Origin of the sequence: Neorhizobium petrolearium (assembly GCF_017873175.1) — a bacterium.
Classification (GTDB): Bacteria; Pseudomonadota; Alphaproteobacteria; order Rhizobiales; family Rhizobiaceae; genus Neorhizobium; species Neorhizobium petrolearium.
Map to the genome: position 1 here is coordinate 653,116 of NZ_JAGGJW010000001.1, position 20,231 is coordinate 673,346.

At 60.6% G+C, this 20,231-nt stretch carries 24 protein-coding genes; 17 read left to right on the forward strand and 7 right to left on the reverse strand.

Annotated elements, in window-relative coordinates:
• The first annotated feature begins 34 nt into the window (after window positions 1-34).
• Window positions 35-343: a nucleoside triphosphate pyrophosphohydrolase family protein gene (locus J2046_RS03275; protein WP_210049462.1), complete on the forward strand. Its 309-nt coding sequence runs from the start codon at window positions 35-37 to the stop codon at window positions 341-343.
• On the opposite strand, the gene J2046_RS03280 is transcribed toward J2046_RS03275, so the two are convergent.
• From J2046_RS03280 to J2046_RS33705, 4 genes are all read right to left on the reverse strand, one after another.
• Window positions 324-770 (reverse strand): bleomycin resistance protein, encoded by a 447-nt coding sequence (locus J2046_RS03280; protein ID WP_210049463.1) that lies wholly within the window; start codon window positions 768-770, stop codon window positions 324-326. The genes J2046_RS03275 and J2046_RS03280 overlap by 20 nt on opposite strands.
• A complete protein-coding gene (gene tldD, locus J2046_RS03285) occupies window positions 767-2,182 on the reverse strand; it encodes a metalloprotease TldD (protein WP_210049465.1) in 1,416 nt (471 codons plus the stop codon). The genes J2046_RS03280 and tldD overlap by 4 nt, the downstream gene beginning before the upstream one ends.
• A 79-nt stretch (window positions 2,183-2,261) precedes the next feature.
• Window positions 2,262-2,756, reverse strand: coding sequence for a YcxB family protein (locus J2046_RS03290; protein WP_210049467.1), 495 nt, complete (start codon window positions 2,754-2,756; stop codon window positions 2,262-2,264).
• Window positions 2,757-2,805: 49 nt separating this feature from the next.
• Window positions 2,806-3,444: an invasion associated locus B family protein gene (locus J2046_RS33705; RefSeq protein WP_233469482.1), complete on the reverse strand. Its 639-nt coding sequence runs from the start codon at window positions 3,442-3,444 to the stop codon at window positions 2,806-2,808.
• A 412-nt stretch (window positions 3,445-3,856) separates the two neighbouring features.
• Between J2046_RS33705 and coxB the strand changes: the two genes are divergently transcribed.
• The 13 genes from coxB (at window position 3,857) to J2046_RS03360 (ending at window position 14,517) form a co-directional block, all read left to right on the forward strand.
• A complete protein-coding gene (coxB, locus tag J2046_RS03300; RefSeq protein WP_210049468.1) occupies window positions 3,857-4,741 on the forward strand; it encodes a cytochrome c oxidase subunit II in 885 nt (294 codons plus the stop codon).
• A gap of 18 nt (window positions 4,742-4,759) precedes the next feature.
• Window positions 4,760-6,451: a cytochrome c oxidase subunit I gene (gene ctaD, locus J2046_RS03305; RefSeq protein ID WP_210049470.1), complete on the forward strand. Its 1,692-nt coding sequence runs from the start codon at window positions 4,760-4,762 to the stop codon at window positions 6,449-6,451.
• Window positions 6,452-6,519: 68 nt separating this feature from the next.
• Window positions 6,520-7,476, forward strand: a complete 957-nt coding sequence (locus J2046_RS03310; protein WP_210049472.1) for a heme o synthase — start codon at window positions 6,520-6,522, stop codon at window positions 7,474-7,476.
• Window positions 7,473-7,613, forward strand: coding sequence for a hypothetical protein (locus J2046_RS03315; RefSeq protein WP_200884033.1), 141 nt, complete (start codon window positions 7,473-7,475; stop codon window positions 7,611-7,613). Before J2046_RS03310 ends, J2046_RS03315 begins: the two co-directional genes overlap by 4 nt.
• Window positions 7,614-7,623: 10 nt before the next feature.
• Window positions 7,624-8,229 carry a cytochrome c oxidase assembly protein gene (locus J2046_RS03320; protein WP_210049474.1) on the forward strand — a complete coding sequence of 202 codons (606 nt, stop codon included), beginning with the start codon at window positions 7,624-7,626 and terminating at the stop codon, window positions 8,227-8,229.
• Window positions 8,230-8,280: 51 nt separating this feature from the next.
• Complete coding sequence (locus tag J2046_RS03325; protein ID WP_210049476.1) at window positions 8,281-9,156, forward strand: cytochrome c oxidase subunit 3; 876 nt, start codon at window positions 8,281-8,283, stop codon at window positions 9,154-9,156.
• A gap of 74 nt (window positions 9,157-9,230) precedes the next feature.
• A complete protein-coding gene (locus J2046_RS03330) occupies window positions 9,231-10,010 on the forward strand; it encodes an SURF1 family protein (protein WP_233469483.1) in 780 nt (259 codons plus the stop codon).
• A 70-nt stretch (window positions 10,011-10,080) separates the two neighbouring features.
• On the forward strand, window positions 10,081-11,094 hold the full coding sequence (gene ispH / locus J2046_RS03335; protein WP_210049480.1) for a 4-hydroxy-3-methylbut-2-enyl diphosphate reductase: 1,014 nt from the start codon (window positions 10,081-10,083) through the stop codon (window positions 11,092-11,094).
• A 69-nt stretch (window positions 11,095-11,163) separates the two neighbouring features.
• On the forward strand, window positions 11,164-12,144 hold the full coding sequence (locus J2046_RS03340) for a homoserine kinase (RefSeq protein ID WP_210049482.1): 981 nt from the start codon (window positions 11,164-11,166) through the stop codon (window positions 12,142-12,144).
• Window positions 12,141-12,581, forward strand: coding sequence for a ribonuclease HI (gene rnhA, locus J2046_RS03345; RefSeq protein WP_210049484.1), 441 nt, complete (start codon window positions 12,141-12,143; stop codon window positions 12,579-12,581). Before J2046_RS03340 ends, rnhA begins: the two co-directional genes overlap by 4 nt.
• Window positions 12,582-12,604: 23 nt before the next feature.
• Window positions 12,605-13,333 carry a class I SAM-dependent methyltransferase gene (locus J2046_RS03350; RefSeq protein ID WP_210049486.1) on the forward strand — a complete coding sequence of 243 codons (729 nt, stop codon included), beginning with the start codon at window positions 12,605-12,607 and terminating at the stop codon, window positions 13,331-13,333.
• Window positions 13,334-13,336: 3 nt separating this feature from the next.
• On the forward strand, window positions 13,337-14,146 hold the full coding sequence (locus J2046_RS03355; protein WP_210049488.1) for an endonuclease/exonuclease/phosphatase family protein: 810 nt from the start codon (window positions 13,337-13,339) through the stop codon (window positions 14,144-14,146).
• 62 nt (window positions 14,147-14,208) lie between these two features.
• Window positions 14,209-14,517 carry a Dabb family protein gene (locus J2046_RS03360; protein WP_037158073.1) on the forward strand — a complete coding sequence of 103 codons (309 nt, stop codon included), beginning with the start codon at window positions 14,209-14,211 and terminating at the stop codon, window positions 14,515-14,517.
• A 92-nt stretch (window positions 14,518-14,609) separates the two neighbouring features.
• Here J2046_RS03360 and J2046_RS03365 read toward each other — a convergent pair whose 3' ends face one another.
• Entirely contained in the window at window positions 14,610-15,095 is a 486-nt protein-coding gene (locus tag J2046_RS03365) for a peroxiredoxin (protein WP_210049490.1), read from the reverse strand.
• Window positions 15,096-15,212: 117 nt separating this feature from the next.
• A complete protein-coding gene (locus J2046_RS03370; RefSeq protein ID WP_210049491.1) occupies window positions 15,213-16,070 on the reverse strand; it encodes a protein-disulfide reductase DsbD domain-containing protein in 858 nt (285 codons plus the stop codon).
• Window positions 16,071-16,234: 164 nt separating this feature from the next.
• Here J2046_RS03370 and J2046_RS03375 point away from each other — a divergent pair, with 164 nt between their 5' ends.
• Together J2046_RS03375 and J2046_RS03380 are read left to right on the forward strand one after the other, a co-directional pair.
• On the forward strand, window positions 16,235-16,840 hold the full coding sequence (locus tag J2046_RS03375; protein ID WP_210049493.1) for a YqgE/AlgH family protein: 606 nt from the start codon (window positions 16,235-16,237) through the stop codon (window positions 16,838-16,840).
• A gap of 11 nt (window positions 16,841-16,851) precedes the next feature.
• On the forward strand, window positions 16,852-17,919 hold the full coding sequence (locus tag J2046_RS03380) for a zinc-binding metallopeptidase family protein (protein ID WP_210049495.1): 1,068 nt from the start codon (window positions 16,852-16,854) through the stop codon (window positions 17,917-17,919).
• Window positions 17,920-18,156: 237 nt separating this feature from the next.
• Here J2046_RS03380 and J2046_RS03385 read toward each other — a convergent pair whose 3' ends face one another.
• A complete protein-coding gene (locus tag J2046_RS03385; protein WP_411828451.1) occupies window positions 18,157-19,311 on the reverse strand; it encodes an acyl-CoA dehydrogenase family protein in 1,155 nt (384 codons plus the stop codon).
• Between the two features lie 216 nt (window positions 19,312-19,527).
• Here J2046_RS03385 and J2046_RS03390 point away from each other — a divergent pair, with 216 nt between their 5' ends.
• A complete protein-coding gene (locus J2046_RS03390) occupies window positions 19,528-20,229 on the forward strand; it encodes a winged helix-turn-helix transcriptional regulator (protein WP_411828456.1) in 702 nt (233 codons plus the stop codon).
• Window positions 20,230-20,231: the final 2 nt, after the last annotated feature.

Below are 20,231 nucleotides of genomic sequence, written 5' to 3' on the forward strand. Positions count from 1 at the left end.
ATCACCGCTCTCTCGGGTACAAAAGGAGAACATTATGCTGGAGAGACTTGCCGGCCAGTTCGAGGCCGCATCTGCCGCTTATGCCGAAACCCATGGCATCGAGCGCGATCCCGATTGGTTTGTCCTGAAGCTGCAGGAAGAAGTGGGTGAGCTCACCCAGGCCTGGAATCGCGTGACCGGTCGCGGCCGCAAGAAGGGGAGGAGCGAGGAGGACCTCAATCGCGATCTTGCCGACGAGACCGCTGATCTCCTCGGGCATATCCTGCTTTTTGCCCGCAACAACCGGATCGATCTTGCCGCGGCGATTGAACGGAAGTGGCTGTTCAGGCTGGATGCCGAGTGAGCGGGCGCTCACCAAGATCCTCGAAGAGCCGTAGGAGATAGCCGTCCGGATCGGCGACGATGAACTGGCGGTTGCCGGCCTCGTTCTTCTCGCGTCGATACCATTTCTCCTCGGGATCGAGGTAGAGGGAGACTCCGGCGGTTTCGAGCCGGGCAAGGATCGGGTCGAGCGCCGGAACCTCGATCTGCAGGTTGAGCCCGCGTCCACACGGATATTCGCGTGGCGCTCCGGCTATATCGAAATCCCGGCCGATGCCGATCTGGTCGATCATCAATTGCGCCTCGCCGAGCGCCAGGAAAGCAAAACCTTCTTCCGGCCGATCGTAGACGACTGAAAAACCAATCAAATCACAATAGAAATCTCGGCTTTTCGTCCAATCGCTGACGGAAAGCTCAGGGATCAGCGCATTGGAACGATGCGGCGTCACGCCTTCGTGCCGCCGACAGTTACTTGGTCCATCCTCAAGTGCGGCTGGCCGACGCCGACCGGAACCCATTGGCCACCCTTGCCGCAATTGCCGATGCCGGTGTCGAGCTTCATGTCGTTGCCGACCATGGAGACGCGCTTCATGGCGTCCGATCCGTTGCCGATCAGCATGGCGCCCTTGATAGCAGGGCCGATCTTGCCGTCTTCGATCATGTAGGCCTCGGTGCAGCCGAACACGAACTTGCCGGAGGTGATGTCCACCTGGCCACCGCCGAAGGAGACGGCATAGATGCCCTTCTTCACCGATGCGATGATTTCTTCCGGCGTTTTGTCGCCGCCGAGCATGTAGGTGTTGGTCATGCGCGGCATCGGCACATGGGCATAACCCTGCCGGCGGCCGTTGCCGGTGGGTTTCATGCCCATCAGCCGGGCGTTCTGGCGGTCCTGCATGTAGCCGACGAGCTTGCCGTTTTCGATCAGCACATTGTAGCCGGAGGGCGTACCCTCGTCGTCGATGGTGAGCGAGCCGCGGCGATTATCGATCGTGCCGTCGTCGACGACCGTGACGCCGGGTGCGGCGACCATCTCACCCAGAAGACCGGCGAAAGCGGAGGTCTTCTTGCGGTTGAAATCGCCTTCCAGCCCGTGGCCGACTGCTTCGTGCAACATGACGCCCGGCCAGCCGGAGCCGAGCACGACGTCCATCGTGCCGGCCGGCGCATCGATTGCGGTCAAGTTCACAAGCGCCTGGCGCAGCGCCTCGTCGGCGCCTGTCTGCCAGTTGCCTTCCGTCACGAAATCGCCGAAGCCGATGCGTCCACCGGTGCCGAAGGAGCCGCTCTCCTGCCGGTCGCCTTCGCCGACGACGACAGAGATATTGATGCGGGTCATCGGGCGGATGTCCTGCACCCGGTGGCCGTCGGCACGCAGGATGTCGACCACCTGCCAGCTTGCGGAGACGGTGGCGGTCACTTGCCGCACCTTGTCATCCTTGTTGCGCAGATAGGCATCGATATCCGTCAGAAGCTTGACCTTCTCTTCGAAGCTTGGGGATCCGATCGGATTCTCGTCGCCGTAATATTTCTTGTTGGTGCGCTGCGGCGCGGCGGCATAGGAGCCGGAATAGCCCGCGGTCACGGCCCGCACGGCATCGGAGGCGCGGGAAAGGGCAGCTGCGGACAATTCACCCGCGTGCGCATAGCCCACAGCCTCACCGGCGACCGCCCGTAGACCAAATCCCTGGTCTGTATTGAATGAACCACCTTTCAGCCGGCCGTTGTCGAAGGTGAGTGATTCCGCCTGGGCGTGCTCCACGAAAAGCTCGCCGTCATCGGCGCCGGACAGCGTTTCGGAAAGGATCGAGCGCAGCTTCGTCTCGTCGCAATCGAAAAGGTTGAGAAGGTCGGTGTTCATAGATGCTCCTTGGGCGTCGCTGCGAAAAACGCGCGCGCTCTCCCGACCGATGTAGGTCCGGGGCGGGGGCGAAGCAAGCCTATCTTCGAACTGAACGCGCGCTCAAATAGGCCTGGACCTTTTTCGGCATGGTTTCGCGCGGCAGGATGTTGAAGGCGTTTGAGCCGCTGAAGAGCATGAAGGAACGCGGCCGCTCCCAGATTTCGGTGACGTTGCGCCAGGTTAGGTTTCCGGTGCCGAGATCGGAGGCGATGCCGAAACCTTCCGCGTCGATGCTCACATCCGCGCGACGGTCTTTCATCCGTCCGTAGCGGCCGAATGCATTGGCGGAATGGGCACGCCAGACGATGGCACTGAAAAGTGCCGGAAAACAGGCTACGACGACTGCCAGGATGGCAAGTGTGAAATTGCCCTGCAGGAGCAAGACAAGGCAGGCCACAAGCATCAGCGCAGCCGCCCCCCACTTCATCTTCTGCTCGCGCACCGTACGTTGGATGACGAAGGCGCGCACCGCATCGCGCACGACCTCGTCATCGAAACGGACGGGGAAGTGATGGCTGCCCTGCAGTTCCATGAGCCGTCGTCCCAGTGCGCGTGTTGTTCTCTTTATTATTATACGCCGCTCAGGGAAGCGCGTCGTAGCCTTCGCCGAAGCCGATAAGCTCGATTGGAATCCCGACGCGATCCTGGTCCGCCGATTCGCGCAGCGCGAAGACGGCGTTCTTGCCGGCGCGCAGGATGCGCATCAGTTCGTCGTCGATTTCCACCTCCACATAGCAGCCTTCCGAGAAGCAGCGGGTGAAATAGGCGCGGCCGATATTATTGTTGTCCACATAAAGTTCCATGCCATCCTTCAAGAGCACGCCGAGCGGTGCCAGGATGCGAAGGATCTTCGCCTTCCGGTCGGCTGTCTTCAGCACGACGACCGAGAGGCCGACCTCCGGCCGGTCCTCGGCGATCACGTTCTGCATCAGTGCACACTGCTCGGCGGAGGCTCCCGCCGGTCGGTCACAGATGATCGACCAGGCGCCGTGATTCTCCCGGACATTGCCTGCTGGTGGTTGAGGCTTCTGGGCCGGCGGCTGCTGGGTCCCTGTGCCGTTTGGGGAAGGGGGGGCTGGTTGCGGCGCCGGTTGCCGGGTGGAGTCCTGCGACGGCTGGGGCGTTGGCCGCGGACCGGGCTGCTGCGCAAATGCCGGAAGCGATGTAGCCGCTGCAAGCATCACGGCAAGACTAGCGCGGATCAGGGAGGGACGACCCATGGAAACCTCTGAAAGACGAATCAGTGCGGCTATTCTTGACGTCCACCAGACGAATTGAAAAGCCCCGCCGTCTTTCCAGCCGAGTACGGCGAAAATGGGACCCCTAGTGCGATGTGATGTCTTGCTGATTCACGCACAAAGAAATCACTGGATTCCGGCGGTAAAACGATCCGGTGGCATGCCGGGAAATATTGAGATTTCCGCAAATACAAGACGGGCGCCGGAAATCCGGCTCGGCCGAACCTAGTCTTTTGCCACGATTCAAGGGTTTCCGGGAGGCGCAAAAATGCCGCACGGGCTTTTCCCGCCAGATATTGCGGCGGCAGGCAAACTGTGATTGAAGCAGACCGTATATAGCTTGGATTCTGCGTTGGGTTTGTCCTAGATCAAACGCATGGGGAGAAATGTAGTGATGAACAGAGCTTATGCAGTGATGACGGCGCTCATCTGTCTGCTCTTTGCTTCTGCCGGTTATGCGGACCAGCCGCATCCGTGGCAGATAGACCTTCAGGCGCCCGCCACGCCGATCATGCACCAGATCAGGTGGTTCGAGCATTATACGCTCTGGTTTATCGTGCCGATCACGCTCCTGGTCCTGGCGCTTATCCTCGTGGTGGTGGCGAAGTTCCGGTCGAGTGCCAATCCCGTGCCGTCACGCACCAGTCACAATACAATGATCGAGATCGTCTGGACGCTCGGTCCGGTCCTCGTCCTCTTCTTCCTCGCCATCCCCTCCTTCAACCTTCTGAACGCCCAGCTTGAGCTTCCGGAAGCGGACATGACGGTAAAAGCCACTGCCACTCAATGGCAGTGGAACTATGAATATGAAGGTGGAGAGAACCCGGTCGCCTTCGATAGTTTCATGCTGAAGGAAGAAGATCGTACCGCTGCCGGCAAGACGGATGTCGCCGCTTATCCTCGCCTGCTTGCCGTGGATAACGAAATGGTCGTTCCGATCGGCAAGACGATTCGCTTGCTGGTGACCGCCGCGCCGTCGGATGTCATTCATGCCTTCGCGATGCCGGCCTTCGGCCTTAAGATCGACGCCGTTCCGGGTCGTCTGAACGAGACCTGGTTCAAGGCCGAGAACGAAGGTCTTTATTATGGCCAATGCTCCGAGCTTTGCGGCAAGGATCATGCCTTCATGCCGATCGCCATCCGTGTTGTCTCCGAAGACAAGTATAATGCCTGGCTTGCGCAGGCAGGAAGCGATCTTCCCGGTGCGAACAAGGCCCTGATGGCTGCGGTCGACAGGCCTGCCGGCAATCTCGCGGTTGCGGCAAACGAATCCAAGTAATCAGGAGGAGTGAGAACAATGGCATCCGCTCACGACGATCACGCTCATGCTCGCACCTCTCACGATGCGCATGCTCACGACGATCATCATTCCCATAAGCCGGGCTTCGCTGCCCGCTGGTTCTTCTCGACGAACCATAAGGACATCGGCACGCTCTATCTGATCTTCGCGATCATCGCGGGCATCATCGGCGGCCTCCTCTCTGTCGCCATGCGCATGGAGCTGCAGGAGCCGGGCATCCAGATTTTCCATGGCCTGGCTTCGATGGTGTATGGCTTCGAAGGTGACGCCGCGATCGATGGCGGCAAGCACATGTTCAATGTGTTTACGACTGCCCACGCGCTGGTCATGATCTTCTTCATGGTCATGCCAGCAATGATCGGTGGTTTCGCCAACTGGATGGTTCCGATCATGATCGGTGCGCCGGACATGGCGTTCCCGCGTCTGAACAACATCTCCTTCTGGCTGCTTCCGCCTGCTTTCCTCCTGCTGCTTCTCTCGATGTTCGTTGAGGGACCGGCCGGCGCCTATGGTGCAGGCGGGGGCTGGACGCTCTATCCGCCGCTCTCGACCGCGGGTCATCCCGGCCCGGCGATCGACCTCGCGATCTTCTCGCTCCACGTTGCGGGTGCGTCCTCGATTCTCGGTGCGATCAACTTCATTACCACGATCCTGAACATGCGCGCTCCGGGCATGACGCTGCACAAGATGCCGCTTTTCGCCTGGGCTGTTCTGATTACCGCCTTCCTGCTCCTTCTCTCGCTGCCGGTTCTGGCAGGTGGCATCACCATGCTTCTGACCGACCGCAACTTCGGCACGACCTTCTTCGCGCCGGAAGGCGGCGGCGATCCGATCCTTTATCAGCACCTGTTCTGGTTCTTCGGTCATCCGGAAGTCTACATCCTGATCCTGCCCGGTTTCGGCATCATCAGCCACATCATCTCGACCTTCTCCAGAAAGCCGGTCTTCGGTTATCTCGGCATGGCCTATGCCATGGTCGCGATCGGCGCCGTCGGCTTCATCGTCTGGGCCCACCACATGTACACGGTCGGCCTGTCGCTCGATGCGCAGCGCTACTTCGTATTCGCGACGATGGTCATCGCGGTTCCGACCGGCATCAAGATCTTCTCCTGGATTGCGACGATGTGGGGCGGCTCGCTGACCTTCCGCACGCCGATGGTCTGGGCGATCGGCTTCATCTTCCTGTTCACCGTCGGCGGTGTCACGGGCGTCCAGCTCGCCAATGCCGGCCTCGACCGTTCGCTGCATGACACCTATTACGTCGTGGCACACTTCCACTACGTCCTGTCGCTCGGCGCGGTCTTCGCCATCTTCGCGGCCTGGTACTACTGGTTCCCGAAGATGTTCGGCTACATGTACAACGAGTTCATCGGCAAGCTGCATTTCTGGGTCATGTTCGTGGGCGTGAACCTCGTGTTCTTCCCGCAGCATTTCCTCGGTCTCGCCGGCATGCCGCGGCGCTACATCGACTATCCGGATGCCTTTGAGGGTTGGAACTACGTTTCCTCGATCGGTTCCTACATCTCCTTCGTCGGCGTGCTGATCTTCCTCTTCGGCGTATGGGAAGCCTTCGCCAGGAAGCGTGTCGCCGGCGACAATCCCTGGGGTGAGGGTGCCACCACGCTCGAATGGCAGCTTTCCTCGCCGCCGCCCTACCACCAGTGGGAGCAGTTGCCGCGCATCCGCTGAGCGGCTTGAACTTGAGAGAGGGCATCGCGGCACCCGCGATGCCCCGGACTACCAGACAGGACGGTTCAATGACGGTTATCGGCAATCACGACGCTCTCGGCACCGATGGAGGCGTGCGCCTCTCGGAAGCGAGTGCGCGCGATTTCTTCGAGCTCCTGAAGCCGCGGGTCATGTCGCTCGTGGTCTTCACCGCATTTACCGGCCTGATGCTCGCGCCCGGTCACCTCAACCCGGTGCTCGGCGTGATCTCCGTCCTCTGTATCGCAGTGGGTGCCGGTGCTTCCGGTGCGCTCAACATGTGGTATGACGCCGATATCGACGCCGTCATGACCCGCACGGCCAAGCGTCCTATTCCGGCCGGGCGCATCCTGCCGCAGGAGGCGCTCGCTTTCGGCCTGACGCTTTCGGTCTTCTCTGTCGTTATCCTGGGGCTTGCGGTCAACTGGTTTGCAGCCGGCCTGCTCGCTTTCACCATCTTCTTCTATGTCGTCGTCTACACGATGTGGCTGAAACGCTCGACGCCGCAGAACATCGTCATCGGCGGCGCGTCCGGCGCTTTCCCGCCGATGATCGGCTGGGCCTGTGTCACGGGCGGCGTCTCGGTGGATAGCATCCTGCTCTTTCTCATCATCTTTCTCTGGACGCCGGCGCATTTCTGGGCGTTGGCACTCTTCAAGATGCGGGACTACGGCGCCGTCGGCGTTCCGATGATGCCGAATGTCGTTGGCGAAGCATCCACGAAGAACCAGATCGTCGTCTATGCCGTGCTGACGGCGTTGGCAGCCGTCGCGCCGGCCTTCACGGGTCTTGCCGGACTGGGTTACGGCATTTTCGCTACCCTGCTCGGCGCGGTCTTCATCTACTGTTCCATCGCCGTCCGGCGCATGCCCGACGGCGATGAAAGAATGGTCCCGGCGAAGAAGATGTTCGCCTATTCGATTCTCTATCTGTTCGCGATCTTCTCGGCTTTGCTGGCGGATCGGCTTTTCGAGGGATTGCCTAGCCTCCTCGGAGGTATGCTGTGATCGAAACCATCAAGCTCAACGACGCGCAGAAAAAATCGCGCCGCAATCGGAATATCGCGCTCGGGCTGGTCCTCGCCGGGCTGGTGATCCTCTTCTACGTCATGACGCTGGTGAAAATCGGCAATATTGGAGGCTAGGAGCGAAGCGATGACGGATGTCGTTCAGAACGGTCAGGCAAAGCGGGTCAGCAACAGCGCGATCTTCGCCGGCTGCGCTGTTTTCGTCGCCGGCATGGTCGGTGCTGCCTATGCTTCCGTGCCGCTTTACCGGTTGTTCTGCCAGGTGACGGGCTATAACGGCACGACCCAGCGGGTAGAGCAGTATTCCGAAAAGATCCTGGACAGGACTATCCAGGTCACATTTGACGCGAATATCTCGTCGGGCCTGAACTGGGAGTTCAAGCCGGCCAGGATGGTTAATCCCAAGATCGGCGAGACGATACAGATCGAATATACGGCGACCAACCGTTCGCCGCGTCCGACGACGGGTTCGGCCGTCTTTAACGTGACGCCGATGGAAGCGGGTGCCTATTTCAACAAGGTCGAGTGCTTCTGCTTCACCGAGCAGACGCTGCAGCCGGGCGAGACGGTCAAGATGCCGGTGGTGTTCTACGTTGACCCCGAGATCGCCAAGGCGGACGAGACCAAGAATATCAAGACGATCACGCTGTCCTACACCTTCTATCCGAGCGAGCCGGGCAAGCCGGTCGCCGCTCTGCCGGCGGGCAATAAGGCGGTGGACAAGAAACTTTGAGAGGGTTCGCCGGGTTCCGGCGAAACAGGCATTCATCCGGGGAATTCTGACATGGCCGATGCGCATCAGAAACAGCACGACTACCACATCATCGATCCGAGCCCGTGGCCGATTCTGGCCTCGCTCGGCGCTTTTGTCATCACCTTCGGCGGCGTTGGTTACATGCGCTACCTGCATGGCGGCGCATTCCAGATTTTCGGCGTGAATTTTGCCACGCCGTGGCTGTTCTTCATCGGTCTCGCGATCATCATCTACACGATGATCGGCTGGTGGTCGGATACGATCAAGGAAGGCCGTGCCGGCGCGCATACCCGCGTCGTATCGCTGCACCTGCGTTACGGCATGATCATGTTCATCGCTTCGGAAGTGATGTTCTTCGTCGCCTGGTTCTGGGCCTTCTTCGATGCCAGCCTGTTCTCCAACGAGGCGATCCAGGCGACGCGCACTGAGGTGCTGGGAGGCCAGTGGCCGCCGAAGGGCATCGAAGTGCTCGATCCATGGCATCTGCCGCTCTACAATACGGTCATCCTGCTGCTTTCCGGTACCTGCGTGACCTGGGCGCACCATGCGCTGCTTCACGGTGACCGCAAGGGACTGATCGCCGGCCTGTCGTTGACGGTTGCGCTCGGCATCCTGTTCTCCTGCGTCCAGGCCTATGAATATGCGCATGCCCCCTTCGAGTTCGCCAACTCGATCTACGGCGCGACCTTCTTCATGGCGACGGGCTTCCATGGTTTCCACGTGCTGGTCGGCACGATCTTCCTGGCCGTCTGCCTGCTGCGTGCATTGAACGGCGGCTTCACCCCCACCCATCACTTCGGCTTCGAAGCCGCTGCGTGGTACTGGCACTTCGTCGACGTCGTCTGGCTGTTCCTCTTCTTCGCCGTTTACATCTGGGGCGGTTGGGGCGCGCCGCTTGCCCACTGAGGCCAGGTGCTGGAGATTGGCGGGGGCGGCGAAAGCCGCCCTTCTGCTTTTTTGAGGTCGGGAATTCGATGGTGATGAAAGCCTCTCCGGAAACCGCAGCGGGCGGCGAGCCGGCCCGCGGTCGCAGCAGGGCAATTGCGACGGCTGCCGCAATTCTTGCGGCGCTGGCGATCCTGCTGTCACTCGGCACTTGGCAGGTGGAGCGCCTGCGCTGGAAGGAAGGCCTGCTTGCCGATATCGCCGAGCGCCGTGCGGCGGCGCCGGTCGCGCTTGCGGATGTCGAAGCGATCGAAAAGAACAGCGGCGAAATCGAGTACCGCCGTGTCTCGGTGACCGGCACGTTCGATCACACAAGGGAGCGGCATTTCTTCGCGACCTTCGAAGGGCAGACGGGTTTCTACGTTTACACGCCGATGACGCTTGCCGATGGCCGCACCCTTCTCGTCAACCGTGGTTTCGTCCCCTATGAAATGAAGGAGCCAGCGACCCGTCCTGCCGGCGAGATTTCTGGCGAGCAGACCGTGACCGGTTATGCCCGTTTGCGGCTCGCGGGAAAGCCTTCCTATATCGTGCCGGACAACGATCTCGCCAAGAACATCTTCTACTGGAAGGATCTGGGCGCCATGGTTTCGAGCGTCGGGCTCGATGCATCGAAGGTGGTTCCCTTCTTCGTGGATGCCGATGCTTCCGTCGAAAATCCGGGCGGCTGGCCGAGGGGAGGCGTGACCCAGTTCGAACTGCCGAACAACCACCTCCAGTATGCCATCACCTGGTACGGGCTGGCAGCGGCGCTGGTTGCGGTGGTTGCGGGCGTCTGGATGCGGCGTAAACGTCCAGGCGCGTCCGGGCAATAGGCAACATTTTCCTTGGCGCAGCCGGATTCGCTCGCCTATATGGAGCGCAAGCAATGACCATGGGACCGGAATGAATATCCAGGTGAAAAAGCCCCCCCTGACGATCCGCCTTTGCGGCCCGCGCGGGTTCTGTGCCGGTGTTGACCGGGCGATCCAGATCGTCGTTCTGGCGCTGAAGGCCTATGGCGCCCCGGTCTATGTTCGCCACGAGATTGTCCATAACCGCTATGTGGTCGAGGGACTGGAGGCGAAGGGCGCGATTTTCGTGGAGGAGCTTGACGAGATCCCGGCCGAGCATCGCGAGCAGCCGGTCGTCTTCTCCGCCCATGGCGTACCGAAATCCGTACCGCAGGATGCCGAGGCGCGCAATCTCTTCTATCTCGACGCGACCTGCCCGCTGGTCTCCAAGGTTCATAAGCAGGCCATGCGTCACCAGCGGCTCGGCCGCCATGTCGTCCTGATCGGCCATGCCGGTCATCCGGAAGTGATCGGCACGATGGGCCAACTCCCTCCCGGCACTGTCTCGCTGATTGAGACGGTTGAGGATGCCGACAGATACCAGCCCGCCGATCCCGATAATCTCGGCTACGTCACCCAGACCACTCTGTCGGTGGACGACACGGCGGGCGTGATCGCCAGGCTGCAGGAGCGCTTTCCGAACCTTACCGCCCCGGCGGCTGATTCCATTTGCTACGCGACCACCAACCGCCAGGAGGCGGTCAAGGAAGCGGCACCGGGCTGCGACCTCTTCATCGTCGTAGGCGCGCCGAATTCGTCCAATTCCAAGCGGCTGGTGGAAGTGGCTCTGCGCGCCGGCGCCAGGCGTTCGCTGTTGGTGCAAAGGGCCTCGGAACTGAACTGGGACGAGATCGGCGACATCCGTACCCTCGGTCTTTCCGCCGGCGCTTCGGCTCCCGAAGTCATCGTCGACGAGATCATTGCCGCCTTCAAGGAGCGGTTCGCTGCCGAGATCGATCTGGCGATCACGGCGGAGGAGAACGAGAACTTTCTCGTCAATCGCGAACTGCGCGGCGTGCCCTTGACCCATGAAGACATGGAATGGGTGAATGGAGTACGGATGTGAGGGGTTTTGCGACTGCTCGGTATAATTTCCGGCAGATGATTCTGCTTTCCCACGGACTGTGAGACCGCCTTGGCCGTTTACACCGATATTACTGAGGACGACCTCAAACATTTCCTGACTGAATACGATGTCGGTGAGCTGACCTCCTACAAGGGCATCGCCGAAGGTGTCGAGAACTCGAATTTCCTTCTGCACACGACCCGCGGGCCGCTGATTCTGACGCTCTATGAAAGGCGGGTGGAGAAGGCCGACCTGCCGTTCTTCCTCGGCCTGATGCAGCATCTTTATGCGCGTGGCCTATCCTGCCCGTTGCCGCTGCCGCGTCACGACGGTCAGTTGCTCGGCGAGCTTTCCGGCCGCCCGGCTGCGCTCATTTCCTTCCTGGAAGGCATGTGGTTGAGGAAGCCGGAAGCGAAGCACTGCCGGGAAGTGGGCAAGGCGCTTGCTCAGATGCATCTTGCGGGCGAGGGCTTTCCGCTGACGCGGCCGAATGCGCTGTCACTGGAAGGATGGAAGGCGCTCTGGGCGAAATCCGCCGACCGTGCCGACGAAGTGGAAAAGGGACTACAGGACGAGATCGCCTCCGAACTCGATTTTCTGGCCGGCAATTGGCCAAAGGATCTGCCGGCAGGTGTCATCCATGCCGACCTCTTCCAGGACAACGTCTTCTTTTTAGGCGACGAGCTTTCCGGCTTGATCGACTTCTATTTCGCCTGCAACGACCTGCTCGCCTATGACGTCTCGATCTGCCTGAATGCCTGGTGCTTCGAAAAGGACGGCGCCTACAACCTCACCAAGGGCATGGCGATGCTGGAAGGCTATCAGAGCGTGCGTCCGCTTTCGCCGGAAGAGATCGCTGCCCTTCCGGTCCTGTCGCGCGGTTCGGCACTGCGTTTCTTCCTGACAAGGCTCTACGACTGGCTGACGACGCCGCCCGGCGCGCTGGTGGTGAAGAAGGACCCGCTCGAATACCTGCGCAAACTGCGCTTCCACCGGCAGATCGCCTCTGCCGCCGAATATGGCCTGGCATTGGAAGCGATCTCGTCATGAAGCATGTCGATATTTTTACCGACGGGGCCTGTTCCGGCAATCCCGGCCCGGGCGGCTGGGGCGCCATCCTGCGTTATGGCGAAAGCGAAAAGGAAATGTTCGGCGGCGAGGCGGAAACGACCAATAACCGCATGGAGCTGATGGCGGCGATCCAGGCGCTCAGCGCACTCAAACAGCCCTGCGAGGTCGACCTTTATACCGACAGCGCCTATGTAAAGGATGGCATTTCCAAGTGGATTTTCGGCTGGAAAAGGAACGGCTGGAAGACCGCAGACAAGAAGCCCGTCAAGAATGCCGAACTCTGGCAGCAGCTCGAGGAGGCTCGCAACAAGCACAAGGTGACGCTTCACTGGATCAAGGGCCATGCCGGCCATCCGGAAAACGAGCGCGCCGACGAACTCGCCAGGCTCGGCATGGCGCCGTTCAAGAAGAAGTAGATCGACCGGCCGCGGAGGAAACGATGGCCCAGAACATCTATGACAGATCGGAGTTTTTCGCCGGTTACAGCCAACTCGGCAGGTCGGTATATGGTCTTGCCGGGGCTGCCGAATGGCCGGTGATCCGCACCTCGCTGCCGCCCATGAAGGGGCTGCGCGTCATCGATCTTGGCTGCGGGTTCGGCTGGTTTGCACGGTTTGCGGCGGAAGAGGGCGCCGCAGCGGTGCTTGGTCTCGACCTTTCCGAAAACATGATCGCCCGAGCGCAGACGGAGAATGCCCATCCGGTCGTCACCTACGAAATCGCCGATCTGGAACAGGTGGAACTGCCGGAGGCAACCTTCGATCTCGCCTATAGCGCGCTTGCCTTCCACTATCTGGAGGATTTCGATCGCCTGGTGCGGCAGGTGCATGATGCCCTTTTGCCTGGTGGAAAATTCATTTTCATGATCGAGCACCCGATTTACATGGCCTCGGCCAATCCGGACTGGCAGACGGATGGAACTGGCAAGAGATTTTGGCCGGTGGATGACTATTCGGTCGAGGGCAAACGCACGACCGACTGGCTCGCCAAGGGTGTCGTCAAATATCACCGCACCCTCGGCACGACGCTGAATACGCTGATCGACAACGGCTTTGCGATCCGCCGCGTCGTCGAATGGCATCCCTCGCCGGATCAGATCGCCGCCAATCCCGATCTCGCCGAAGAGATGGACCGGCCGATGTTCCTGATCGTTTCGGCGGAGCGCTGACCCATGGCCCTTCGTCTCATCTGCCTGAACGCCTGGGGTGGTCGCGTCCACGAGCCGCTGATGCAATACCTCGAGGCGGCCGATCCGGATGTGCTCTGTCTTCAGGAAGTCACCCATGTCGCGGGTTCTGGCGGCGACTGGCTGACCTTCCGCGAGGGTGACTTCAAGTTGCCGCAGCGCGCCAGCTTGCTGGAGGATGTAACTGCGGTTCTAAGTGACCATCATGCTTTTTTCGCTCCCGCCGCACGCGGCCCGCTCTATGACGGTGATCGCGAAGTGGCATCCGAATGGGGACTTGCAACCTTCGTCCGGCAAGGCCTGCCGGTGATCGGCCAGGTGCAGGGCTTCATCCACGGAGACTTTCCTGTCTCCGGTTTCGGCGAACATCCGCGTCCCCGCAATGCCCACGGTATCCGAATCTTTCGCGGCAATACGGGCTCGGCGGTGACGATCGTGCAGATGCACGGCCTGCGCGATCTCGCCGGCAAGGGTGATACGCCGGCGCGGCTGGCGCAGGCTCACGCTTTGGCAGGTCTTATCGAAAAGGTCCGGCAGCCGGGGGATGCACTGGTCGTCTGCGGTGATTTCAATCTCCTGCCGGACAGCGAGACCTTCGCGATTCTCGGAAGACTTGGCCTTACCGATCTCGTTACCACGCGTGGTTTCACCGATACGCGCACCTCCTGGTATCCGAAGGAGGGCCGCTATGCGGATTATCTCCTGGTGACGCCCCAGGTGAGGATCAGGAAATTCGAGGTTGTCGCCGAACCGGAAGTCTCGGACCACCGTGCGCTTCTTCTGGAAATCGCCTGACGCGTGGTTGCGCTTGCCGTGCCAGCCACTATTCTGCCGCAAACCAAAACCGGGAGAGCCTCATGATCCTGCATTGCGTCTTCGTTCGGTTCAAGGCGGCTCTCCAGCATGCCGACAAGCAGGCGATCTATGACGCGGTCGCCGCGCTGAAAAACGTCACCCCCGGCATTCTCGATTTCAAATACGGTCCGAACGTTTCGCCAGAAGGCCTGAACGGCGGCTTTCTCGATGGTTTCATCGTGACTTTCGAGAGCCCGGAGGCGCGCGACGCCTATCTGGTCCATCCAGACCATGTCGCTGTTGGCGATCGTATTATCGCCTCCGCCGATGGCGGGCTTTCGGGGCTGATGGTCTTCGATATGGCTCTGTAAGGCTGCGGACGCTGGCCCGCGGTCTGGCCTGCCGGCTGACACCGGAGCAAAAAGGGCGCCGAAGCGCCCCTGAAGCAGATTGCGGGTATCGCTTAAAGCTGTTCCAGCATTGCGGCGGCGCCGGAAACGGTCGCCTGGCCGGGGCTTTCCTCGATATTGAGCGACTTCACCACGCCATCCTCGATGAGCATCGAATAGCGCTTCGAGCGAACCCCCAGGCCTCCGGCGGAAAGGTCGAGGTCAAGCCCGAGCGCCTTGGTGAACGCGCCATCCCAATCGGCGAGGAAGTGGATCTTGCCGAGTCCGCCCGTCTGTTGGGCCCAGGCGCCCATGACGTGCCAGTCGTTGACGGAAAGGACGGCAATGTCGTCGACACCCTTCGCCAGGATCGCATCCCGGTTTTCGAGATAGCCCGGCAGGTGGTTCAGCGTGCAGGTGGGCGTGAACGCGCCGGGAACGGCAAAGAGGACGACCCTCTTGCCGGCAAAAAGCTGTTCCGTGGTGATTTCCACGGGACCGTCCGCGGTCTTTTCCTTGAATGTGGCGGAGGGCAGTCTGCTGCCGACGGCAATGGTCATGTGAACTCTCCTCGGTTGGGCAGGCTCATACCTCCGGCCCGCCAGTTGCGGCGCACTATAGTCCGGACTTGATATATGACAAGGAGAGGTGGAGCAGAAAGCCTGCTGTGAGGCCACTTACTCGAAGGCCAGCGAGGTTTCCATGGCGCGGTTGCCGGCAATCACCAGGATACCCCAGCGTTTGCCATTGATATCGTAGTTCTTGGGCAGTTTGCCGACCGGCATGTCGAGTGCATAGCTGTCGCCATCCTGGCGGCCGTTGATGCCGTCGAAGAGCACATGGCCCTCTGGCCCCGTGACGATCACCTGTGGCGGCTCGGATGTCTGTTCCGGCAGCTTCAACTTCAGACTCAAGATGTTGCGGCCTTGGGTCATCGCATAATGCGTGACGGCGAAATCATCAGAAGGTCCTTCGGGCAGCCTGGAAGCAGCTGTGTTGAGGATCATCGCTTCCTCGGCCGGGGTCCCTTTCGTAGAGCCGAGCGCCATGGAAAACTCCGCCTGGAAGGGAATGCAGATATTGCGGCAGAGGCCCACGAAGGCAGACGCGCCGATGTTCAGCGACTTGCGGGGACCCTCCACTTTCAACTCGAAAGGCAGGGTTACCGGCCGGTCGTAACCGATATCGCGCAGTTTGCCGTTGTCGATCCGCTTCGGAACGGGATAGGAAACATGCCTTAGCGTCACACCGCTTGCCTTGGAGAAAACGACCTGCGGCGGAATGCCGGCGTCGCCGGGTTCCTTCCAGTAGGTGATCCAGCCGGGCTTCGGTTCGATCTGCAACGCGCCTCGCACCGTTCCGTCAGGCTCCGGAGGCAGCGCGACGATCCGCATGCGGCCGCCCTCGTTTGTAGCCCAGGGCGTGATCTCGGCACGGCTTGTGTTGGCAAAACTGACCGTTATGCCCGCCACAAGGCATGCGGCAAGCGCGACGAAGGTGCGGATCGAAGAGCTACGGGCCGATTTTGTTGTCATCGGTCAGAGATTTAACCGATCTGGCTCATCCGGACTAGTCATGAACCGGGAAAAGCCGATCATTTTCGGTTGATTGATGGGGCCGACTGCCCCATCTTGATCAGATAGTGGATTCAAAACCCTTCAAGCCCGGAAATCGAGCCGGAAGGCAGGCTGGAGACATGATGGCTTTCTCGACCTTGAGGGACAAGTGCGAACGGGGTTTCCTCGACGGCCAGTTCCTGATTGCCATGCCCGGCATGAAGGATAGCAATTTCGCGCGTGCGGTCGTTTATATCTGCGCCCATTCCACCGCGGGCGCCATGGGCTTTATCATCAATCGCGCGCAACCCATCTCCTTCACGGACGTTCTCCTGCACCTGAAGCTTATGGATCAGCAAGAAGCGATCATGCTGCCCGGCGATACACGAGATTTTCCCATCCTCGCAGGTGGACCGGTGGAAACCGGCCGCGGCTTTGTGCTGCATTCGGACGATTTCGTCAGTGAGTCCTCGATACCGGTCAGTGACGACATTTCGCTGACCGCCACGCTCGATATCATCCGGGCCATTTGCAACGGGCGCGGGCCGGCGCGTGCAACCATGCTGCTCGGCTATGCGGGCTGGGGTCCGGGCCAGCTTGAATTGGAGATTTCCAGCAACGGGTGGCTGAATTGCCCCGCGAACGACGAACTGATCTTCGACCGCGCGCTGGAGAGCAAATATGAACGGGCGCTGGCGCTGCTTGGCGTCAGCCCGGAGATGCTATCCAGCGAGGCAGGTCACGCCTGAGTTGATCGTCCATGCGCCTCTACGAATGCGATTATTGCGGACAGCCCATTCATTTCGACAACCGTTCCTGTGTGAATTGCGGCCATCGGCTGGCCTTCGTGCCGGAAATGCTCGCCATGCACGCGCTCGTGGAAGATGCGGAGGAGGGCACATGGCAGCTTGTCGCCGAACCCGCCCGCAAGGTGCGGCTCTGCGCCAATGCCGCGATGGACATCTGCAACTGGACCGTGCTTGCGGATGATCCGCACCCTTTCTGCCCCGCCTGCCGGCATAACCGTCTTGTGCCGGATGCCTCGACGGAAGTCGGCCTCGGCCAGTGGCGCCGCATCAGCCAGGCGCAGCGGCATCTCTTCTATTCGCTTCTGCGCTGGAACCTGCCGCGCACCAATCGCGAGGAGGATCCGGAAGGCGGCCTTGTCTTCGATTTCCTGGTGGACGAGGTGCAGCAGGACGGCACGTTGGTACCCGCGATAACCGGCCATGAGGACGGATTGATCGCCATCCGTGCCGCGGAAGCCGATGATGTTACCCGCGAGCGGATGCGGGTCCTGATGAACGAGCCCTATCGCACCATGCTCGGCCACTTCCGCCACGAGATCGGGCATTACATGTGGGACAAGCTGGTGCGCGACGGCGGCAGACTGGAGGCGTTTCGCGCCGTGTTTGGTGACGAGAGGCGGGACTATGCCGAGGCGCTGAAGCAGAATTACGAGTGGGGCCCTCCGCCGGACTGGCAGGAATTCTTCATCAGTACCTATGCAAGCACCCATCCCTGGGAAGACTTCGCCGAAACCTTCGCGCATTACCTCCACATCGTCGATGCGCTGGAAACGGCACGCGCCTATGGCATGTCGATCACGACGAGGCAGCATGAGGCCTTGGCGGCCGAAATCGCCTTCGATCCCTATAACGCGCAGAGCGCTGAACAGCTTGTCTCGGCCTGGGTTCCTTTCAGCATGGCACTGAACAGCGTGCACCGCTCGATGGGAGTTCCGGATCTCTATCCGTTCATCCTGACGTCGGCGGTCGTCAACAAGCTGGAATTCGTGCATCGGCTCATTCATGAGCATCAGGGATGAACAAACTCTCTGCCGCACCCAAAAATTAAACCCGCCCTCCGGTGGATCGAAAGGCGGGGCAGGTCAGGGAAGTATTCAGAACCCCTTAAAATTAGGGGGTAAATTGGCATCCCTGTCAAGAGGCTCCCAGGCTCCAACGCATGTCGCGCAAAAGTATGCAGCGGTTTTGCGATGACGACATGCGTCAGAGCAGGAACCTGAAGCGTAGCAAGCGAAACTGAAAGATCGCGACGCGCTTCAATAGGTCTTGAGCGTATCCAGGCCAAGCGCCGTGCGGCCGGCAAACTCCTGTTGCGCGCCGATTCGCATCGGATGATAGCGTGCCCCCTGGATATCGCGGAAGCGGCGTTCGAGACCCTTGTCCCGGTAGAAGGCGGCACCCCCTGCCGTTTCCATGGCAAGTTCGGTGGCCGCAATTGCATGACGCGCCACGAGTGATCTGCCGATCATCATCTCGTTTGTGGTTGCCGGAGAAGGCTCGCCACGCTCCGCCGCTGCGATCATGCCGGCATGGGCGTATTGCGCTGCCCTGAGTTCGGTGTCCATCCTTCCCGCCAGCGCGACAATATGGGCATCCGGCTCTCGTTTCCTCGCCATTTGGAGGGCGATATCGCGGGCGCTTTCCGCCACGCCCAGATAGGCGGAATAGATCAGCGGGAAGGCAATCATCGAGATGATGTGGAAGAGCATATGCCATTCACCCTGGTTGCGTTTCAGCGCGACGGCATCTTCCGGAACCAGATGGCCTTCGATCATCACATCGTTCGAGCCCGTGCCGCGCATGCCCATCGCTTTCCAGGTATCGAGGATTCTGACATGAGGCGATTTCATCGGCAGGCCGAAATGGATGACTTTGGGCCCATCCGGTTCATCGAGAACGGCGCCCGTCATCAGGATATCGCCCACGGGTGAGCCGGACGTGAAGATCTTGCGCGCGGTGATCCGGTAACCGCCTTCGACCTTCTCGGCTTTGCCCGATCCCTCGATCCAGTCGGAGCCCCCGCTGGACAGAAGAATGATCCGTTCCGCAGCGACGCGCTTCAGGAGCGGCACTACGGGCGCCGCCTTCTGGTAAGTCCAGCGCCAGGCGGGGATCGCCACCTGATGCGTGTGCATGGAAAATGCCAGCGCGGTCGAGCCGCAATGATGGGCAAGTTCCTTGATCATGGCGCAAAGTTCGGCGATCTCGGCGCCACCGCCGCCGAGATCCGTTGGAACTCCGGCCTCGACCAGGCCGGCTTCACGCAGGTCGCGATAGTTTTCGGCAACGAAAGCGTCGTTGTCGTCGGCTGTTTCGGCACGTTCGGCAAATGCCGGCCCGAGCGACCGGGCAATGCCCGCGAGTTCCGCATGAACGGTGTGCAAGGGTGAAAGTCCGGTTGTTGTAACCACGTTCCTATCCTCCTCCTGTTGAGAATAGGCGGATTGTTCGCGTCCGATCGGATAGCCGCAAGTACAGGAAGTGTACTCCCGTTCGGCCGGTGGCCTTTTCGGCATGAGGATCGAGTGGGGAATCACCCAGCACAATCAATGGTACAGAAAATGGACTTGGTGCTTATGAAGAAGAGGAATATTCTACTTCCGATATTGGCGCGGAGGTTATCCATGATGGAAATGACCGCAAGTTACGGTCAGTTCTGCCCGGTTGCGATGGCTGCCGAGGTCGTTTGTACGCGCTGGACACCGTTGATTCTCCGGGAACTCTTGTGCGGCAGCCGCCGGTTCAACGATTTGAGGCGCGGTGTGCCGCGCATGTCGCCGACCTTGCTCTCGAAGCGCCTGAAGGAGCTGACACAGGCCGGGATCATCGAGACCCGCAAAGCATCGGACGGCGCCATCGAATACCACCTGACGCCGGCCGGAGAAGACCTCCGCGACGTCGTCATGACCCTTGGCTTCTGGGGACACCAGTGGGTTGAAACCCAGCACGCCCTGCAAAAGCTCGATCCGTCACTCCTGATGTGGGACATGCGCCGCAATCTCGATCCGATGCCGTTGCCTGCGCGGCGATGTACTGTTCTCTTCCACTATCCCGAGCAACCGCCGGCACGACAACGCTATTGGCTCGTCGTCGAGGAGGGCGATGTCGATATCTGTTCGACTGATCCGGGCTTTGACGTCGATCTTTATGTGACCTGCCAGCTCCGCACGATGACGGCAATCTGGATGGGGGTGGCGACTGTGCGCTCCGAAATGAATGCCGGTCGGCTGGAACTCGACGGCGATCCCGAAATGGGGGCCTCCATGCAGCGGTGGCTGGGATTGAGCCCCTTTGCCCGCGAACGGCCGAGCGCGGGAAGGGCGGCGTGAGG

What these genes read in the sequence shown, in the direction of transcription:
- J2046_RS03275 (WP_210049462.1), top strand. Translation starts at nt 35, where the DNA reads ATGCTGGAGAGACTTGCCGGCCAGTTCGAGGCCGCATCTGCCGCTTAT.
- tldD (WP_210049465.1), bottom strand. Translation starts at nt 2,182, where the DNA reads ATGAACACCGACCTTCTCAACCTTTTCGATTGCGACGAGACGAAGCTG.
- J2046_RS03290 (WP_210049467.1), bottom strand. Translation starts at nt 2,756, where the DNA reads ATGGAACTGCAGGGCAGCCATCACTTCCCCGTCCGTTTCGATGACGAG.
- J2046_RS33705 (WP_233469482.1), bottom strand. Translation starts at nt 3,444, where the DNA reads ATGGGTCGTCCCTCCCTGATCCGCGCTAGTCTTGCCGTGATGCTTGCA.
- coxB (WP_210049468.1), top strand. Translation starts at nt 3,857, where the DNA reads ATGAACAGAGCTTATGCAGTGATGACGGCGCTCATCTGTCTGCTCTTT.
- ctaD (WP_210049470.1), top strand. Translation starts at nt 4,760, where the DNA reads ATGGCATCCGCTCACGACGATCACGCTCATGCTCGCACCTCTCACGAT.
- J2046_RS03310 (WP_210049472.1), top strand. Translation starts at nt 6,520, where the DNA reads ATGACGGTTATCGGCAATCACGACGCTCTCGGCACCGATGGAGGCGTG.
- J2046_RS03320 (WP_210049474.1), top strand. Translation starts at nt 7,624, where the DNA reads ATGACGGATGTCGTTCAGAACGGTCAGGCAAAGCGGGTCAGCAACAGC.
- J2046_RS03325 (WP_210049476.1), top strand. Translation starts at nt 8,281, where the DNA reads ATGGCCGATGCGCATCAGAAACAGCACGACTACCACATCATCGATCCG.
- J2046_RS03330 (WP_233469483.1), top strand. Translation starts at nt 9,231, where the DNA reads ATGAAAGCCTCTCCGGAAACCGCAGCGGGCGGCGAGCCGGCCCGCGGT.
- ispH (WP_210049480.1), top strand. Translation starts at nt 10,081, where the DNA reads ATGAATATCCAGGTGAAAAAGCCCCCCCTGACGATCCGCCTTTGCGGC.
- rnhA (WP_210049484.1), top strand. Translation starts at nt 12,141, where the DNA reads ATGAAGCATGTCGATATTTTTACCGACGGGGCCTGTTCCGGCAATCCC.
- J2046_RS03350 (WP_210049486.1), top strand. Translation starts at nt 12,605, where the DNA reads ATGGCCCAGAACATCTATGACAGATCGGAGTTTTTCGCCGGTTACAGC.
- J2046_RS03355 (WP_210049488.1), top strand. Translation starts at nt 13,337, where the DNA reads ATGGCCCTTCGTCTCATCTGCCTGAACGCCTGGGGTGGTCGCGTCCAC.
- J2046_RS03360 (WP_037158073.1), top strand. Translation starts at nt 14,209, where the DNA reads ATGATCCTGCATTGCGTCTTCGTTCGGTTCAAGGCGGCTCTCCAGCAT.
- J2046_RS03365 (WP_210049490.1), bottom strand. Translation starts at nt 15,095, where the DNA reads ATGACCATTGCCGTCGGCAGCAGACTGCCCTCCGCCACATTCAAGGAA.
- J2046_RS03370 (WP_210049491.1), bottom strand. Translation starts at nt 16,070, where the DNA reads ATGACAACAAAATCGGCCCGTAGCTCTTCGATCCGCACCTTCGTCGCG.
- J2046_RS03375 (WP_210049493.1), top strand. Translation starts at nt 16,235, where the DNA reads ATGGCTTTCTCGACCTTGAGGGACAAGTGCGAACGGGGTTTCCTCGAC.
- J2046_RS03380 (WP_210049495.1), top strand. Translation starts at nt 16,852, where the DNA reads ATGCGCCTCTACGAATGCGATTATTGCGGACAGCCCATTCATTTCGAC.
- J2046_RS03390 (WP_411828456.1), top strand. Translation starts at nt 19,528, where the DNA reads ATGGAAATGACCGCAAGTTACGGTCAGTTCTGCCCGGTTGCGATGGCT.